This is a genomic window from Pseudomonas sp. ChxA (genome assembly GCF_030263855.1).
In the GTDB taxonomy this organism is placed as follows: domain Bacteria; phylum Pseudomonadota; class Gammaproteobacteria; order Pseudomonadales; family Pseudomonadaceae; genus Aquipseudomonas; species Aquipseudomonas fluorescens_CB.
The window spans coordinates 3,085,210-3,104,154 of sequence record NZ_JARPMK010000001.1 but is presented as its reverse complement, the minus strand read 5'-3'; the positions used below and the strand labels follow the sequence as shown (position 1 = coordinate 3,104,154).

The window sequence follows — 18,945 nt, the reverse complement described above, 5'->3', positions numbered from 1 at the left end:
TCAGGAAATCAATTTATCCAAATCTTCTGCTGATAGACGTTTGAGGGCCTCCAAGGATTTAGCCAATGCATCCTGCACCGGTGAATTATTTGTTTGCTGGGTGGCTACATAGGCACTGAAATCCGCCAGGGTCGGGGTGGTGAAGATCGATTTGACGTCGAATTCGGCGTGCAACTGCTCCCGCAGGCGTACCACCACTTGGGTCGCCAACAGGGAATGCCCGCCCAACTCGAAGAAGTTGTCGTTCAGGCCCACCCGCTGCACGTCGAGCACTTCGGCCCAGATCGCGGCGATCTGTTGTTCCAGGTCGCTGTCCGGCGCCACGTATTCGCGCGCTTGCAGGTTGGCGTCCACCTTGGGCAGCGCCTTGCGGTCGAGCTTGCCGTTGGGGCTCAGGGGCATCTGTTCCAGCAGCATCCATTGCGCGGGCACCATGTAGTCCGGCAGGTGTTGGGCCAAGTGCGCGCTCAACACGTCGCGCCAGTCGGCGGCGGCGTTTTGCAGCACCAGGTAGCCCACCAGGTATTTGCCGTCGACGGCCAGCACCGCGGCTTCACGCACCCACTCGTGCTCCAGCAGGCGCGCTTCGATTTCACCCAACTCGATACGCAAGCCACGCAACTTGACTTGATGGTCGATACGCCCGGCGTACTCGATCACGCCGTCGTCGCGATAGCGCGCCAGGTCGCCAGTGCGATACAGACGCTCACCGTTGACAAAGGGGTTGGCTATGAAGCGCTCGGCGGTCAATGCCGGGCGGCGATGGTAACCTCGGGCCAGGCCGACACCGCCCAGGTACAGTTCGCCCAATACGCCCACGGGCGCTGGCTCAAAGTTGCCATCGAGGATGTAGCAGCCCAGGTTGGCAATCGGGCGGCCAATCGGCACCGAATCACGACCTTCATCAATGCAGGTCCAGTGGGTCACATCGATGGCGGCTTCGGTCGGGCCGTAAAGGTTGTACAGCTCGGCTTGCGGCAATTTGGCGAAGACTTGCTGTTGCGCATCCACCGGCAGCGCCTCGCCGCTGCACACGATGCGGTGCAAGGTGTGGCACGTCGCAACGGTGGGGTCCTGCATAAAGGCCTGCAACATCGAGGGTACAAAGTGCAGCGTGGTGACCTGTTCGGCATTGATCAGGCTGACCAGCCTGGCCGGATCACGGTGGTCGCCCGGCGCGGCGACGACCAGGCGTGCGCCGGTCATCAGTGGCCAGAAGAACTCCCACACCGACACGTCAAAGCTGAACGGGGTCTTTTGCAGCACGCTGTCGCTGACATCCAGGCCGTAGGTTTCCTGCATCCATTGCAGGCGGTTGGTCAGCGCCGAATGACGGTTGCCGGCGCCTTTGGGCTGGCCGGTGGAACCGGAGGTGTAAATCACGTAGGCGAGGTTTTCGCCGTCCAGAGTAATACCCGGATTCTCTGCGCTATAGCTGTCGAACCCCGTCTCGCCAAGTACCAGCGTTTCCAGGCCATGTGGAATCGGCAACTGCTCACGCAGATGCGCTTGAGTCAGCAGCAGCTTAACGCCGCTGTCCTCAAGCATGTAGGCCAGGCGTTCACGCGGGTAGTCCGGGTCCAGCGGCACATACGCGCCACCGGCCTTGAGCACCGCCAGCAGGCCGACCACCATCTCGATGGAACGCTCCACCGCCAGCCCTACCAGCGAGTCCGGGCCAACGCCCGCTTCGATCAGACGATGGGCCAGGCGATTGGCGCGACGGTTCAGCTCAGAGTAATTCAAGCGTTGCTCGGCAAACACCAGTGCCGGTGCCTCTGGCGTGAGCGCAACCTGCGCTTCAATCAGTTGATGCACGGTGTGCTGCAACGGGTAATCGCGCGATGTGGCGTTCCAGTCCTGAATCACCTGTTGGCGCTCAGTGGCGTCGAGCATCGCCAGCTCACCCAGGCGTTGCTGCCCACCCTTAAGCATGGCTTGCAGCAGGTTGACCAGATGCCGGCCATAGCCTTGCACCCGGTCTTCATGGAAATGCGCGCGGGCAAAGCTGAACTGCACCGACAGCGTTTCGCCCAGATCCACCAGCACCGTGAGCGGGAAGTTGGTTTGTTCATGGGCGTGGGGTTCGCCAAATCGAATGCCGCTGCCGCCGCTTTGCGCCAGGGCTTTGGACACCGGGTAGTTTTCAAACACCAGGATATTGTCGAACAAGGCTTCACCGCCCTGCCCGGCCCAGCGCTGAATGTCATACAGGCCAGTGTGTTCATGCTCACGCAAGGCCAGGTTTTGCGCCTGCACGGCTTGCAACCAGTCGGCCACTGACACCTGCCCCTCGACCGCGCAGATCACCGGCAAGGTGTTGATGAACAGACCGATCTGCTGCTCAACGCCCGCAAGCTCCGCCGGGCGCCCGGCCACGGTAGCACCGAAAGCCACTACCGCCTGGCCACTGTGACGCTGCAACAGGATCAGCCACGCCGCCTGGATCAAGGTGTTGAGCGTGACCTTGTGGCTTCGGGCGAAGGACTCAAGTTGAGTCGTGAGGGTGCGATCAAGCGCCAGTTGATGCTCGCCGTGCCCTTGCGCCGCCGTCGGCTGGCTGCTGCCCAGTCGTGTCGGGGTTTGCAATGCACTCAATTGTTCGCGCCAGAAGGCTTCGGTCGCAGCGGCATCACGCTGTTGCAGCCAGCCGATGTAATCGCGATAGCGCCCGGCCGCTTCCGGCACTGCCACACCGGCATAGCGTTGCAGCACTTCGCCGAACAGCCGCGAATTGCTCCATCCATCCATCAGGATGTGGTGGTTTGTGTAGATCAGTTCATGGCACTGCTCATCGGTGCGCACCAGTATCAGGCGCACCAGCGGTGCCTTGGCCAGGTCAAAACCCTGGCGGCGCTGAGCCTGTTGCAGCTTGCGCAGTTCCAGTTCGCGCTCCGGCATGGCGCGCCAATCCAGCACCTGAATCGGCAACCGCGCCTCGCGGTACACCACCTGGCACGGCCACTCCAGTTGGCCTTCCCAGAAGAACCCGCTGCGCAGCACATCATGGGCCTGCACCGTGGCATCCCAGGCGTGCTGGAAGCGCGCCACGTCCAGGCCTTGCGCCGTCACGCGGATCTGGTTGATGTAGTCGCCCGCCGTCTGCTCATAGAGCGTGTGAAAGAGCATGCCCTGCTGCATGGGCGACAAGGTGTAGATGTCTTCAACGGCATCGAAGGCCAGCGGCAACGACTCCAACTGCGATTGGTTCAAGCGCGATAACGGGAAATCGGAAGCGGTCACACCGCCATTGCCAGGCGTGCAGCAATGTTCGATCAGCGCGTTGAGTTCGCGGGTATAAGCCGCGCTCAGGGTTTCAATCACAGCGGGGTCGAACATCAGCGGGCTGAACGTCCAGCCCAGTTGCAGTTCGCCGCCATAGACCTGGCCGTTGAGCGTCAGCCAGTTGCCGAGCGGCGCGTCCGGGCTTTGTTCGGCCCCGGCGCTTTCTGTGGCGGGCGCGAACAGCGTGTCCGGCTGGTCGAAACTGCCGTCGACCTGGCCCAGGTAGTTGAAGGTGATGCGCGGCGCTGGCAAAGCACTGAACGCCTCACGTGTGGCGTCATCGCCCAGGTAACGCAAAGCGCCAAACCCCAGGCCTTTATGCGGCACGCTGCGCAGTTGCTCCTTGATCTGTTTGATCGAAACCGCCAAGGAAGCGTCGGGGGTCAGGCGCACCGGAAACAGGCTGGTGAACCACCCCAGGGTGCGCGTCAGGTCGATGTCGTCAAACAGATCCTCACGACCGTGGCCCTCCAGCTGGATCAGGCTCGAGGCGTGGCCCGTCCACTGGCAGATCACCCGCGCCAGCGCCGTGAGCAGCAGGTCGTTGATCTGGGTGCGGTAGGCCGTCGGCGCCTGTTGCAGCAATTGCCGCGTGCGTTCGGCATCCAGTTGGCTGACCACAGTCTGGGCGAGGCCGCCGGGACGCGCGCCTTGCGGGTCGCGGCACGGCAAGTCGGTGGCCGCACCTTGAAGCTGTTGCAGCCAAAAGGCTTGCTCGGACGCCATCGCAGCGCTACGGGCGTGAGCTTGCAAGCGCTCGGCCCAGGCTTTGAATGAAGAGGTCTTGGCCGGCAATTTTTGTTCGCGATACAGCGTTTGCAGGTCTTCAAGGAACACCCGCCAGGACACGCCGTCCACCACCAAGTGGTGCATCACCAGCAACAGGCGCTGGGAACCGTCTGCCAGCTCGACCAATACCGCACGCAGCAATGGCCCCTGTTGCAGGTCGAGGCTGCGCTGGGCTTTTTCGCAGAGCGCGGTCAACTCGCTGGCATCCGCCACCATGGCTTGCCAGAGTACCGGCGAACCGGCCGCAGCATGCTCGGCTTGCCAACCCTCAGGGTGCTGGCTGAAGCGCAAACGCAACACATCGTGGTGGGCAATCAGGCCTTGCAACGCGGTTTCCAGACGATCGCCCTCAAGCGTTTGGCGTGGCGTCAGCAAGAAGGATTGGTTCCAGTGATGCGAGTCCGGCAGCTGCATGTCGAAGAACAACTGCTGGAACGGCAGCAACGGCGTCTCACCCTGCACCGAACCTTGATCGATCACCCGCGCGGTTTGCAACTGCGCGACCCGCGCGAGACTGCGCACGGTTTGATGCTGGAACAACGCCTTGGCGGTGAAATGAATACCGGCGGCACGCGCGCGGCTGACCACCTGGATCGAGATGATTGAGTCACCGCCGCGCTCGAAGAAGTTGTCGTTCAACCCCACCTGTTCGATGCCCAGCACATCGGCCCAGATGGCGGCGATTTGCTGCTCCAGCGCGCTTTGCGGGGCTTCATATTGCTGCGTGGCTTCGGGCTTGGGCAGCGCCTTGCGGTCAAGCTTGCCGTTTGGGCTCAGGGGCATCTGCTCCAGCAGCATCCATTGTGCGGGCACCATGTAATCCGGCAACGTTTCACCCAGATGAACACCGAGCACATCGCGCCAGTCATCAGCGGCGTTTTGCAGCACCAGGTAGCCCACCAGGTATTTGCCGTCCAGCGCCAACACGGCCGCTTCGCGGACGTAACCGTGTTCCAGCAAACGCGCTTCGATTTCGCCCAATTCGATACGCAAGCCACGCAACTTGACCTGATGATCGGCCCGCCCGGCATATTCGATCACGCCGTCGGCGCGATACCGCGCCAGGTCGCCGCTGCGGTACAGACGCTCACCGCTGACAAAGGGATGAGCGATAAAACGCTCGGCGGTCAATGCGGGACGGCGGTGATAACCACGGGCCAGGCCGACGCCGCCCAAGTAAAGCTCGCCCAGCACGCCAATCGGTACCGGTTCGAAAAGGCTGTCGAGGATGTAGCAGCCCAGATTGGCAATCGGGCGACCAATCGGCACGGCGTCACGCCCTTCATCGACACAGGTCCAGTGGGTCACGTCGATGGCGGCTTCGGTTGGACCGTAGAGGTTATACAGCCCGGCTTGCGGCAGTTTGGCCAGGACTTGCTGTTGCGCATCCACCGGCAGCGCCTCGCCGCTGCATACAATGCGCTGCACGCTGTGGCAGGTCGAAACCGCCGGGTCTTGCAGGAACGCCTGCAACATCGAAGGTACAAAGTGCAGCGTGGTGATCTGTTCGGCAGTGATCAGGCTGACCAACCGCGCCGGGTCACGGTGATCGCCCGGTGCTGCAACGACCAGGCGCGCGCCGGTCATCAGGGGCCAGAAGAACTCCCACACCGACACGTCAAAGCTGAACGGGGTCTTTTGCAACACGCTGTCGCTGACATCCAGGCCGTAAGCTTCCTGCATCCATTGCAGGCGATTGAGCAACGCTGAATGGCGGTTGCCGGCGCCTTTGGGTTGGCCGGTGGAACCGGAGGTGTAGATCACGTAGGCGAGGTTTTCGCCGTCCAGCACGATATTCGGGTTTGCGTCGCTGTAGCTGTCGAAGCCGGACTCACCCAGCACCAGGGTTTCCAACCCTTGTGGGATCGGCAATTGTTCGAGCAAATGCGCCTGAGTCAGCAGCAACTTCACGCCGCTGTCGTCAAGCATGTAGGCCAGCCGTTCACGCGGGTATTCCGGGTCCAGCGGCACATACGCGCCACCGGCCTTGAGCACCGCCAGCAGCCCCACCACCATCTCGATGGAGCGCTCCACCGCGAGCCCCACCAGCGAATCCGGGCCAACGCCGGCCTCGACCAAACGATGGGCCAGGCGATTGGCGCGGCGGTTCAGTTCGGCGTAACTCAGCGCCACGTCACCAAAGCGCAATGCCGCTGCATCCGGCTGATTGAGCACCTGCGCTTCAATCAACTGATGCACCCACTGGCCTTGCGGGTAGGCGCGCTCGGTGGCATTCCACTGATGAATCAGCTGTTGGCGCTCCGTGGCGTTCAGCGTCGCCAGGTCCTGCAAGGCCGTTGCAGGGTGGGTCACGGCGGCGCGCAACAGGTTCAGCCAATGGCCCAGCATGCGCGAGGCCGTCGCCGCGCTGAACAAGTCGGTGGCATAGGTCAGGGAGGCCCAGAGGCCGTCGCCGGTTTCCTGGGTATCCAGGCTCAGGTCAAACTGGGCGCTCTGGGTTTCCAGTTCGAGGCTGGCCACACGCAGGCCCGGCAGTTGCTGCTCTGCGGCTTGGGTCTTGGCCTGATGGTTGAACATCACCTGAAACAGCGGGTTATGGCTAAGGCTGCGTTCGGGTTGCAGTGCTTCGACCAGTTGCTCGAAGGGCAAATCCTGATGGGCCTGGGCTTCCAGCGCGCGGCGCTTGGTGTGTTGCAGCAGTTGGGCGAAGGTCATCTGGCCGTCGAGATCGGCCTTGAGCACCTGCGTGTTGACGAAAAAGCCGATCAGCGATTCGGTCTCGACACGGTTGCGGTTGGCGATCGGCACGCCGACGCGAATATCCGACTGCCCGCTGTAGCGGTACAGAAATGCCTGGAACGACGCCAACAGCAGCATGAACAGCGTCACCCCTTCGCGCTGCGCCAAGGCCTTGAGGCCGGCGACCAGGGCGGGTTCCAGGGCCATGTCCTGGCGTGCGCCAAGGAAACTCTGCTGTGCCGGGCGCGGGTAATCGAGCGGCAGTTCCAGCACCGGCTGCGTGCCGCTGAGCAGCTCACGCCAGTAATCCAACTGGCGGGCCTTCTCCCCCGCTTCCATCCAGCGGCGTTGCCACACTGCGTAGTCGGCGTACTGGATCGGCAGCGGCGCCAACGTGCAGTCCTGGCCCTGGCTGTAGGCGGCATAAAGCTGCATCAGCTCTTGCACCATCACACCCATCGACCAACCGTCAGAGACGATATGGTGCTGAACCAGCACCAGCACATGTTCTTCTTCGCTTAGGCCGAACAAGCTGACCCGCAATAACGGACCTTGCTGCAAATCGAAAGGTCGGGCAATTTCAGCTTCGACGCTTGCTTTTAGCCCGGCCTCGTCGGCTGGGTGTTCAGCGATCTCGATCACAGCCTGGGCCAATACTTGCTGGGCACGCTGCTCGCCCTCCAGATGCAAACGGGTGCGCAGGCTCTCATGGCGTGCCACCAGCGTGTCGAAGCTGCGTTGCAGTGCGGCCTTGTCCAGGCGCCCGCTCAGGCGCAAGGCGCCGGGGACGTGATAGGCCGCGCTGTCGGGGTCCAGTTGCCAGAGAAACCACTGGCGCTCCTGGGCATAAGAGAGCGGCGCGTGCTCGCCCTCCTCGCGAATAGAGGCGATCGGCAATTGCGCGAAACTCATGCCACGGCTTTGCAGGCGTTGGTAGAACTGTTGACGCTGTTCCAGAGGCAGGCGAAGAAAGCGCGAAACCAGATCGATATTAGGGTTGGAAAGCATGGTTCAAATCGCCTCTAGTTCGCTCAAAAAGTCACGAAGATCATCAAAGTCTTCCGCGCTGCCGGCACGGAAGGTGGCAGCGGCCTGGGCATAGGCGCGCAACGTTTCGGTCTGGAACACTTCCACCAAAGGCACTTCCAGCCCCAGTTCGGCCTGCACCCGCGAAGTGATCTGGATCGCCAGCAGGGAATGCCCGCCCACTTCGAAGAAGTTATCGTCCAGGCCCACGCGGGGCAGGTGCAAAATCTCGGCCCAGATCGCGGCGATCTGCTGCTCCAGCTCGGTTTGCGGGGCGACGTAGTGCTGCTGCATCAGGCTCGCATCCGGCTCGGGCAGGCCCTTGCGGTCGAGTTTGCCGTTGGGGGTCAATGGCATTTGGTCCAGGAACATGAAGTGCGTGGGCACCATGTAATCCGGTAGCCGGGTTTTCAGGGCCCGGCGCAGGCTGTCGCGGAACGCGGTGTGGTCGAGCTGCACGGTGGCAGGCACTACATACGCGACCAACTGCTTGCCGCTCGGACTTTCCTGGGCCACGACGACCGTTTCACCGACCGCATCCTGCTCACGCAAGCGCGCTTCGATTTCGCCCAACTCAATACGGAAACCACGGATTTTCACCTGATGGTCGACACGCCCGAGGTAATCCACCACGCCGTCCGCACGCCCACGGGTCAGGTCGCCACTGCGGTACACGCGGCTGCCGGGCTTGCCGAATGGGTCCGGCACAAAACGTTCAGCGGTGAGTGCCGGGCGTTCCAGATAACCACGCGCCACGCCTTCGCCGCCCAGGTACAGCTCACCGGCCACGCCGATCGGTTGCAGGTTGAGTTGTGAGTCCAGCACGTAGCCGCTGCGGTTGCCCAACAATGTGCCGATTGGCGCATAGACCGCGCCGCACGGATCGCCGCGACGGGCTTTCCACAGCAGCGGCGTGACCACGGTTTCGGTCGGGCCGTAGCCGTTGAACAGGTAAGTCGGTTTGAGTGCGCGCCAGGCCAGGTCGTAACTGGCCTGCGCCACCGCATCGCCGCCGAAGCAATACACGCGCACGTTGGGCGGGTTGCCATCGCGTTCGGCATGCTCGGCCAACTGTTGCAGGTATACCGGCGGGAACACGGCCATGGTCACGTTGTGACGGTGCATTTGTTCGTAGGTGTATTCCGGCAGCCACAGGCTGTCGTCTCGGATCAGCACGCTGGCGCCATTGATCAGCGGGTGCATCCAGCCTTCGTGGGAACCATCGAAGGCGAAGGACATGAAATGCAGTTCGCAATCGGCCGGGCCGGTTTCATAACGCTCCCCGGTGGCGATGATGTGCGCCACCAACGGCCCGTGGGAAACCGCCACGCCTTTGGGCATGCCGGTGGAGCCGGAGGTGTAGATCACGTAGGCGAGGTTGTCGCCATCCAGATTCACCTGCGGCGCGGTATCGCTGTAGCCCGTCCAGTCTTCGGTGCGGTCAATGGCCAGGGTTTCGAGCCCTTCTGCTACCGGCAATTGCGCCAAGGCACTGCTGTGGCTCAGCAGCAATTTCGCGCGGCTGTCTTGCATCATGTACAGCAGGCGATCACGCGGGTATTCGATGTCGAGCGGCACATACACGCCACCGGCTTTCATCACCGCGAGGAACGCCACCATAATTTCGGCACTGCGCGGCATGGCAATAGCCACCCGCACTTCCGGGCCGACGCCACGGGCGATCAGCGCATGGGCCAGGCGGTTGGCCTGCGTGTCCAGCTCGCCGTAAGTCAGGGTTTGCGCATCGAATTTCACTGCCACCGCATTCGGGTTTTCCCGGGCGCGATCGGCAAACAATTCATGCACCAGACGCTCGGCCGAGAAGCCGGCGTCGGTCTGGTTCCACAGCTGCAAGATGTGCTGTTGCTCATCCTGGCTGAGCAGGTTCAACTGGCTGATGTTCTGCTGCTGATCGGCAACCATCGCCTGCAACAGGTTCCGCCAGTGACGGGCCATGCGTTCAATGGTCGAGGCGTCGAACAGGTCGGTCGCATAGCTCAGAGACGCACTCAACTGGTCACGGGACTCCTCGATATCCAGGGTAAGGTCGAAATGCGCGGCCGTTTCATCCCAGCTCACCGGGCTCATGTCCAACTGCGCCAGGCGCTGTAAATGCTCACTGGCCTGGCTGATGTGGTGGTTGAATGCCACCTGGAACAACGGGCTCAAGCTCAGGCTGCGCTCAGGTTGCAGGGCCTCGACCAGTTGTTCGAACGGCAGGTCCTGATGGGCCTGGGCTTCCAGGGCGCGCTGCTTGACCTGCTGCAGCAACTGGGCAACGGTGGTTTGCGCGTCGATCTCGGCCTTGAGCACCTGGGTGTTGACGAAAAAGCCGATCAGCCGTTCGGTTTCAACACGGTTGCGGTTGGCGATCGGCACGCCAACACGGATGTCCTGCTGGCCGCTGTAGCGATGCAACAACGCGTGGTAGGAAGCCAGCAACAGCATGAACAGCGTCACACCTTGGCGCTGGGCCAACGACTTGAGGCCATCGAGCAACGGGGTCGGCAGCGCAATATACAGACGCGCGCCGCGATGGGACGGTACCGCAGGGCGCTGGTGATCAAAAGGCAACTCCAGCACCGGTTGCTCGCCGCCGAGCAGTTCACGCCAGTAGTCGAGCTGGCGCGCCTTCTCACCGGCTTCCATCCAGTCGCGCTGCCATTTTGCGTAGTCGGCGTACTGGATCGGCATTGCCGGCAATTGCAGGGCCTGGCCTTGGCTGTAGGCCGTATAGAGCTGCACCAGTTCGTCGACCAGCACTTGCATCGACCAGCCATCGGAGATGATGTGATGTTGCACCAGGACCAGCACATGCTCGTCTTCAGCCAGGCGCAAGAGGCTCACACGCATCAGCGGCCCCTGCCGCAGATCGAACGGTTGCGCCACCAGCGCTTCAACCCTGGATTTGAGCTGCGCTTGGTCGGTGAGCTGCAACGCGAGTTCGATCCGCGCCTGTGGGCTGACCACTTGCACCGTGCACTCGGCCTCTTGCTTAAAATGCGTGCGCAGGCTGTCGTGGCGCGCCACCAGGGTATCGAAGGCACGTTGCAGGGCGCTGCGGTCCAGCGGACCTTTCAAGCGCAGCGCACTCGGCACGTGATAGGCCGAACTGTGCGGGTCCAGTTGCCAGAGGAACCACTGCCGTTGCTGGGCATAGGACAGCAACAATGGCTGATCGCGATCCGCCGCTACCATTGCCGGCGCCGACGCGCTGACCGCGGCCAGAGTGTTGACCCCAGCCAGAGTGTTAACAAAGTCGCCCAGCACGGGCTGCTCAAACAGCGTGCGCAGTGCAACTTCGAGACCCAGGCCATGACGCAAGCGGGACACCACCTGCGTTGCGAGCAACGAATGCCCGCCCATCTCGAAAAAGTGATCGTTGAGCCCGACCCGTTCGGCGCCCAGCACCTGGGCCCAGATAGCCGCGACGCGTTGCTCGGTCTCAGTGACCGGTGCAATCCAATCGACCAGGGCTTGGCTGATATCCGGCTTGGGCAGCGCGGCACGGTCCAGCTTGCCGTTGGGGCTCAGTGGTAAGCGCTCCAGCACCAGCAGATGCGCCGGAACCATGTAGTCCGGCAACTCCTGGCGCAACGAAGCCTTGAGCTGCGTGCGCAATCGAGCCTGCTCGGTGTCGGACAATGACTGGCTGGCGACGATATAGCCGACCAACTGGTTGTCCGCCGCGATCACTAACGCCTCGCGCACATTGGCCTGGGCCAGCAGGCGCGCTTCGATTTCACCCAACTCGATACGGAAACCTCGTACCTTGACCTGATGGTCGATTCGCCCCACGTACTCGATCATCCCATCGGCGCGGTAGCGCGCCAGGTCACCGGTGCGGTACAAACGGCCGACGCCGTCAGCGCAGAAGGGATCGGGAATGAAGCGGTGGGCTGTCAGGTCCGCACGTTTGAAATAACCCCGCGCCAGCAGCGGCCCGCCGATCACCAACTCGCCCGCGACACCTACCGGCACCGGGTTGAGGTTGGCATCCAGCAGGTAAATGGCTCGGCCATCCAGCACGCGGCCAATCGGCATCATCGACGGCAAGGCTTCACGGCCCTCGACATACGCGGCGCAGTCCAGGGCAGTGGCGGTCACCGTGGCTTCGGTAGGCCCGTAAGTATTGAGCAGCCGCACATGCTGCAAGCCCGCTGCGCGCCAGGCATTCAGCCCTTCAGGCGGCATGGCTTCGCCGCCAATGTGCAGTTGGCGCAAGCGCCCGTAATCACGTGGGCCAAGGTCTGCAAAGTCGCGCACCAGAGACAGCCAATAGGCCGTGGTCAGGTCGACCACGGAAATATCGTGTTCTATCAGTTGCTGGTAGAAGGTGTCGCTGTCCCACAGCTCGCCACCGCGCACCACCACCGCCGCACCGCAGCACAGCGCCGGGTAGAGCTGCTCGACAAAACCGTCGAAGTTGAAGGTGCCAAATTGCAGCACGCGGTCATGGGCTTGCAGCGCAAACAGTTCGGTGAACACCTCCACGTGCCGGGCCAGGGAGGCCAGGTCGATGCCCACGCCTTTTGGCCTGCCGGTCGAGCCGGAAGTGAACATCACGTAGGCCAGGTTGGCCGGCTGCGCCCTCGATACGGGGTTTTCAGCGCTGTAGTCGGCCAACCAGTCTGCGCCGGACTCCAGGCACACAAGCGTCAGGTTCGCGCTGATCGGCAGATGCTCCACCAGCGGCTGCTGAGTCAGCAGTAATTGCAGACCGCTGTCCTCGATCATGCATTGCAGGCGTTCGGCCGGGTATTTCGGGTCCAGCGGCACATAAGCGCCACCGGACTTGAGCACCGCCAGCAAGCCGACGATCATTTCCAGGGAACGGTCCACTGCAACGCCCACCAGGGTGTCGGCGCTGACGCCCAACGCGATCAGACGATGGGCCAGGCGATTGGCGCGCAGGTTGAGGTCGGCGTAGGTCATACGCTGCTGCTCCAGGATCAGCGCGATGTTTTGCGGGTGCAACGCGGCTTGTTGTTCGAAGCGCTGCAATACGCTTGCCTTGGCCGGTTGAGCGACACTGCGCGGGTTCCAGTCTTGCAGTACGCGGGTGTATTCGTGGTCCAACAGCAAGGGGATGGCGCCCACGGCTTGCTCCGGCGCCTGAATAAATTGCTGCAGCAAGCCCTGCAAGTAGGTGCCAATGTGCTTCACGGTGTCGGTGGCAAACTGCGCACGCAGGTATTCCAGGTGCAGGCTCAGGCGCTCGCCGCCGTGCACGGTCAGTGTCAACGGGTAGTTGGTGCGCTCCTGATGACTGACGCCACTGAAACGCAAACCGCCCTCGCCCGACTGTTCCAGCGTCTTGGCCACCGGGAAGTTTTCGAACACCACCAGCGTGTCGAATAATGCCTCACCGGCCGAACCGGCCCAGCGCTGGATATCAAACAGCGGTGTGTGTTCATGCTCGCGCATTTCCAGGTTCAGTGCCTGTACGCATCGCACCCAATCGCTGACGCTTTGCGCCGGACTGGCGGCGGCAATCAGCGGCAAGGTGTTGATGAACAGGCCGACTTGCTGCTCGACATCCGCCAACTGCGCCGGCCGCCCGGACACCGTCACCCCGCAGGCGACGCTGGACTGGCCGGTGTAGCGTTGCAGCAGCAACAGCCACGCCGATTGCACCAGGGTGTTGAGGGTCACTTGGTGTGCACGGGCGAAGGCTGCCAGGCGCTGAGTCTGGATAGCATCCCACTCACACAGGACTTCACCGTATTCACCCGCACTCTGCGCTGCGCGCTTGGCCACACTGCGCGCCAGGTGCGTCGGCTCGTCCAACTGCGCCAGGCGCTGGCGCCAAAAGGCCTCGCCCAACGCTGGATCCTGCTGTTGCAGCCAGGCGATGTGCTGGGAAAACCCCGCGCCCACCGGCGCCAATGCCTGGCCCTTGCAGGCCTGCAGCACTTCATTGAGCACCAGTGCATTGCTCCATCCATCCATCAGGATGTGATGGCTGGTGTAGATCAAGTGCCAGCGGTCTTCAGCCGTACGTACCAAGGCCACACGCAGCAACGGCGGACGCGCCAGCTCGAAGCCCTCGCGATGGTGCTCGGCGGCCAGGCTATCCAGGGCGGCGGGAAGGTCCTGACGCCCACGCCAGTCGAGATCGGTGAACGGCAAGCTGACCTGGCGATACACCACTTGCAGGGCCTGGCCCTGGTCGTCCTGCCAGACAAAGCCGGTGCGCAACATGTCATGCCGTGCCAGCACTTGCGCCCAGGCACGCTGGAAGATTGCCACGTCCAGGCCATGCACATCGGCGCGCAGCTGGCTGACGTAAATATCATCCTCGCCCTGTTGGTAGAGGCTGTGAAACAGCATGCCCTGTTGCATCGGCGACAGCGGGTACAGGTCCTGCACGTCCCTTGCCGGCAGTGCCAACTCGTCGAGCTGGGGCTGGGTCAATTGCGCCAGGGTCACGTCGGCCGGTGTCAGGCCGCCCTGTTTCGGATCGACGCAATGCGCGATCAGTGCCAGCAGTTCCTGCTGGAAATCATCCGCCAGGCGCTGGACAGTCGCGACCTCGAACATTTCACGGCTGAATCCCCACTGCAGGGCCAATTCACCGCCGTACACCTGCCCCTCCACCGTCAGCCAGTTGGCCAACGGCGCCTGCGGGTCCTGGGCTTGCCCACTGCCTTGGGTGGCGGGAACGAACAACGCCGACTCGTTGAACTGGCGGTCGAACTGCCCCAGGTAGTTGAACGTGATGCGTGGCGCGGCCAGGTTCGAGAGGGCTTCACGGGCGTCAGGCGTGCCGAGGTAGCGCAGCAGGCCGTAGCCAATGCCTTTGTGCGGCACGGCACGCAGTTGTTCCTTCACCGACTTGATCGCCGCCGACAGCTCGCCATCGGCTTGCAGGCGCACCGGAAACAGGCTGGTGAACCAGCCGACGGTGCGGCTCAGGTCAAGCGTGTCGAACAGGTCTTCACGGCCATGGCCTTCCAGCTGGATCAGTGCGCCAGGCTGCTTGCTCCAGCGGCTGACCACCCGCGCCAGCGCAGTGAGCAGCAGGTCGTTGACCTGGGTGCGGTAAGCCGCCGGGGCGTCTTGCAGCAGTTGACGGGTGTGTTCGACGCTCAAGCGGATTTCTAGCTTGCTGCCCAGGCGATTCTGCAGGCCGCCCTGGGGGTTGTCGCAGGGCAGATCGACGCTCGCGGTCTGGGCCTGCCAATACGGCAGTTGGTCACCCAGCGTCAGCGCATGGGCCTGCAACTGCTGCGCCCAGTCTTGGTAGGCACTGGTTTTGGCCGGCAACGCGGTGTTGCGGTAAGCCTGTTGCAGGTCTTCGAGCAGGATGCGCCACGACACGCCATCGACCACCAAGTGATGCACCACCAGCAGCAGGCGCTGGTCGCCGTCTGCCATCGAGACCAGTACTGCGCGCAGCAGCGGGCCCTGTTCAAGGTCGAGGCTGCGGTGTGCCTCGTCGCAGAGTGCGGCCAACTCAGCCTCGTCAGCGACCTGCGCATGCCACACTGAAGCGCTTGCAACCGGCTCGGCGTGGGCCTGCTGCCAACCGTCTGCCTGGCGCACAAAACGCAGGCGCAGGGCGTCATGGTGGTTGATCAGGCGGGTCAAGGCCGCGTCCAGGCGCACGGGCTCCAGGGCTTCACGCGGGGCCAACAACAATGACTGGTTCCAATGCTGGCGCGCCGGGATCACCTGCTCGAAAAAGCTGTGTTGCACAGGCGTGAGGATCACCTCGCCGCTGACCGGGCCTTGATCGATGACCGTCGCCTGTTCAAAGCTCGCCACCAACGCCAGGCTGCGCACGCTCTGGTACTGGAACAGGTCACGCGGGCTGAGGCGAATCCCCGCCTGACGCGCGCGGCTGACCACTTGAATGGAGATAATCGAGTCGCCACCCAGCTCGAAGAAGTTGTCGTCCAGCCCCACTTGCGCGGTGCCGAGCACATCACTCCAGATCGCTGCCAGGGCTTTTTGCAGGGCGTTTTCAGGCGCGATAAAGGCTTGCTGCGGCGCAGCGTCCGGCAACGGTAGCGCCTTGCGGTCGAGCTTGCCGTTGGCAGTGACCGGCAGTTTGGCCAGGGTGACGAAGTGCGTGGGCACCATGTATTCCGGCAGGCTGCTGAGCAACCAGGCCTTGAGGTCGCTCGGCGCTTCACCCTCGTTAACCAGGTAGGCAACCAGCTGTTTGCCGCCCTGCACCAGTACCACCGCTTCACGCACCTGCGGGTGTTGCATCAGGCGGGTTTCGATTTCGCCCAACTCGATACGCAAGCCGCGCAGCTTGACCTGATGGTCGAGACGGCCAAGGTATTCGATCACCCCGTCGGCACGTTGGCGCACACGGTCGCCGGTGCGATACAGGCGCTCGCCGTCAACAAACGGGCTTGGTACAAAGCGCTCGGCGGTCAAGCCCGGGCGGCGGTGATAACTGCGCGCCAGGCCGACACCGCCCAGGTACAACTCGCCTGAGACACCGGCGGGCACCGGGTTGAGCTGGGCGTCGAGCACATAGGTGGCCAGGTTGGCGATCGGGCGGCCGATGGGCACGCTGTCGGCACCTTCGTCGACGCATGTCCAGTGGGTGACGTCGATGGCGGCTTCGGTGGGGCCGTATAGGTTGAACAAACCCGCCGCTGGCAGTTTGGCGAACACCTGCAACTGCGCGTCCAGCGGCAAGGCTTCGCCGCTGCACACAATGCGTTTGAGGTTCGTGCAGGCACCCACGCCCGGCTCATGGATAAACGCCTGGAGCATCGACGGCACGAAGTGCAAGGTAGTGATGGCGTGACGACTGATGGTCTCGATCAGCCGCGCCGGCTCGCGATGTTCGCCGGGCGCCGCGACCACCAAGCGAGCGCCGGTCATCAATGGCCAGAAAAACTCCCACACCGACACATCAAAGCTGAACGGGGTTTTCTGCAAGACCGCATCGCTGGCGTCCAAACCGTAAGCCTGCTGCATCCAGCACAAACGGTTGACCAGCGCGCGATGGCTGTTGCCGGCGCCCTTGGGTTTGCCGGTGGAACCGGAGGTGTAAATCACGTAGGCCAGGTTGAGCGCCTGGATGGCCACGGCCGGTGATTCACTGCTATAGCCGTCAAGCCAACCCGGCGCCTGGTCCAGAACGATCACTTGCACGCCATTAATCGGCAGCGAAGCCTGCAGGCTTTGCTGGCTGAGCAACAGCTTGATGCCGCTGTCTTCGATCATGTAGGCGAGGCGTTCCTGGGGGTATTCCGGATCCAACGGCACATAGGCACCGCCGGCCTTGAGGATCGCCAACAGGCCCACCACCATCTCGACCGAACGCTCCACACAGATACCCACCAGCACGTCAGGGCCAACGCCCTGCTCGCGCAAGGCATGGGCCAACTGGTTGGCGCGGGCGTCGAGCCGGGCATAGCTCAACGTGGTCTCACCAAACACCAGCGCCGGAGCATCCGGGGTGCGCTGCACCTGCTCCTCAATGAGCCGATGCACACCTTGCTCGGTCGGGTACGCCTGGGCCGTCTGGTTCCATGCCTGGATCAGCACCTGCTGCTCATCGGCGGCCAGCATCGGCAACTCACCGATGCGGTGTTCGTCGCCGGCCACCATGGCGTGCAACAGGTTGACCCAGTGCTGGGCCATGCGCGTTATAGAGGGCGCGTCAAACAGGTCGTTGGCGTAGGTCAACGCAGCATGCAAGGTGCCGGACTTTTCATAGGTGTCCAGGGTCAGGTCGAACTGGGTGGTACGGCCTTGCCACTCCACCAGCGCCAGTTCCAGGCCGGAGGCGGTGCTCACCGAGGCAATGTCTGCTACCACCGGCAGGTGGTTGTACATCACCTGAAACAGCGGCGTATGGCTCAGGCTGCGCTCGACCTTGAGGGCTTCCACCAGGCGTTCGAACGGCAGCTCCTGATGGGCCTGGGCGCCGAGGGCGTGCTCCTTGATGCCCTGCAGCAGTTCGGCGACACGGGTTTGCCCGGTTAACTCGGTACGCAGTACCTGCGTGTTAACGAAAAAACCGATCAGCCCTTCGACTTCATTGCGATTGCGGTTGGCGATCGGCACACCGACACGGATATCGCCCTGCCCTGTGTAGCGATGCAACAACACGTTGAAAGCGCCCAGCAGCAGCATGAACAGGGTGACGTTGTGTTTCTGCGCACAGCTACGCAGCTGTGCGGCGAGAGCTGAATCGATGGCGAAATTATGCCGGGTGCCCTGGTAGCTGGGCATGGCCGGGCGGGGGCGATCGGTGGGCAGTTCCAGAACCGGATGCTCATCACCCAGACGGGCCTGCCAGTATTCAAGCTGGCGCGCCTGCTCCCCCGCCTCCAGCCAACGCCGCTGCCACAGCGCGTAGTCGCTGTACTGGATCGGCAGCGCCGGCAATTGCGGCGTCTCGTGGCGTTCGTGGGCGTCGTAGCAGCGAATGAACTCGTCGATCAGCACATTCATCGACCAGCCATCGGAGACGATGTGGTGCAGGGTCAGCAGCAGCACATGCTCCTGCGCAACCAGCTTGAGCAATTGCACGCGTAGCAGTGGGCCGTGCTCCAGATCGAAGGGCAACAGTGATTGACGGGTCGCCGCCTGGTTGACAGCCTGCTCACGCGCGTCAAAGGCCAACGCACTGAAGTCCAGATGCTCGACGGCAACTGATGGCTCGATGGCAACTTGCAGCAAGCGATCGTCGGCCTGGCGCTGGAACACCGTGCGCAGGGTTTCATGACGTGCCACCAGGCTTGCGAATGCCTGCTCCAGTGCGCGCAGGCTGAGGGCGCCTTTTAACCGCACGGCGCCGGGCAGGTTATAGGCACCACTGGCCGGGTCCAGTTGCCACAGAAACCACATGCGTTGCTGCGCGTAGGACAGCGCCTGGCGATCCTCCACCTCCACCCCTGCCGGAATCGGAAACCGGGAAAAATCCACGCCTTCTTTCTGTAGGGCTTGCAGGAAAACCTGGCGCTTTTCCAGGGGCAACCCGATAAACCGGCGAGCAAGTTTCAAGGAGTCTTCAGCATTCATTTCTTGGAGTCCGGAACAATAGGCAGGAAGCACAAAGGCACGTCGTCCCTATAAAACGAACCGGACAAGGAAAAATTAGCGGGGCGTAAGCGGCGTGAAGCACGGTGTCATCAAGGGTTACATCAATCTCAGCCAAGGCTCGCA

At 62.8% G+C, this 18,945-nt stretch carries 2 protein-coding genes; both read right to left on the bottom strand.

From position 1 onward, the window contains the following. Positions 1–7,782, bottom strand: a complete 7,782-nt coding sequence (locus P5706_RS13855; RefSeq protein ID WP_352231390.1) for a non-ribosomal peptide synthetase — start codon at positions 7,780–7,782, stop codon at positions 1–3. 3 nt (positions 7,783–7,785) lie between these two features. Continuing rightward, positions 7,786–18,801 (bottom strand): non-ribosomal peptide synthetase, encoded by an 11,016-nt coding sequence (locus tag P5706_RS13850; protein ID WP_285679570.1) that lies wholly within the window; start codon positions 18,799–18,801, stop codon positions 7,786–7,788. Between the last annotated feature and the right edge of the window lie 144 nt (positions 18,802–18,945).

Excerpts from the sequence above, each read along its gene's own strand:
- P5706_RS13855 (WP_352231390.1), bottom strand. The coding sequence starts at position 7,782 with ATGCTTTCCAACCCTAATATCGATCTGGTTTCGCGCTTTCTTCGCCTG.
- P5706_RS13850 (WP_285679570.1), bottom strand. The coding sequence starts at position 18,801 with ATGAATGCTGAAGACTCCTTGAAACTTGCTCGCCGGTTTATCGGGTTG.